Source organism: Stutzerimonas kunmingensis, from assembly GCF_032106285.1.
GTDB lineage: Bacteria > Pseudomonadota > Gammaproteobacteria > Pseudomonadales > Pseudomonadaceae > Stutzerimonas > Stutzerimonas kunmingensis_B.
The window spans coordinates 1-258 of record NZ_DAMCPO010000059.1; the positions used below are offsets into that span (position 1 = coordinate 1).

Below are 258 nucleotides of genomic sequence, written 5' to 3' on the forward strand. Positions count from 1 at the left end.
TCCGCGGCGAGCTTCGAGACTCGCTGCGCCTGCTTGTCGAACGCCGCGCCGCGCTGATCACCGCAGCCGTGACCGGCCAGATCCCGCCGGAGGAGATGACCGGATGAAACTGGAAGCCCTTTCCCTCGCCCACTGTGGTGGCTTCGAGCAGCTCGACATCGCCTTCGAACCCGATGTGACGCTGATCGCCGGTGTCAACGGCGTGGGCAAGTCCACAGTGCTGCATGCGCTGGCGGTGCTGCTTTCACGGGCAATGCC

Annotated in this window: 1 protein-coding gene; it reads left to right on the forward strand. The window is 65.9% G+C overall.

Annotated features, from left to right (window positions below; translation table 11 throughout):
- Nucleotides 1-103 precede the first annotated feature (103 nt).
- The coding region (locus RT582_RS22475; protein WP_376785719.1) for an AAA family ATPase at nt 104-258 on the forward strand (155 nt) is incomplete at its 3' end.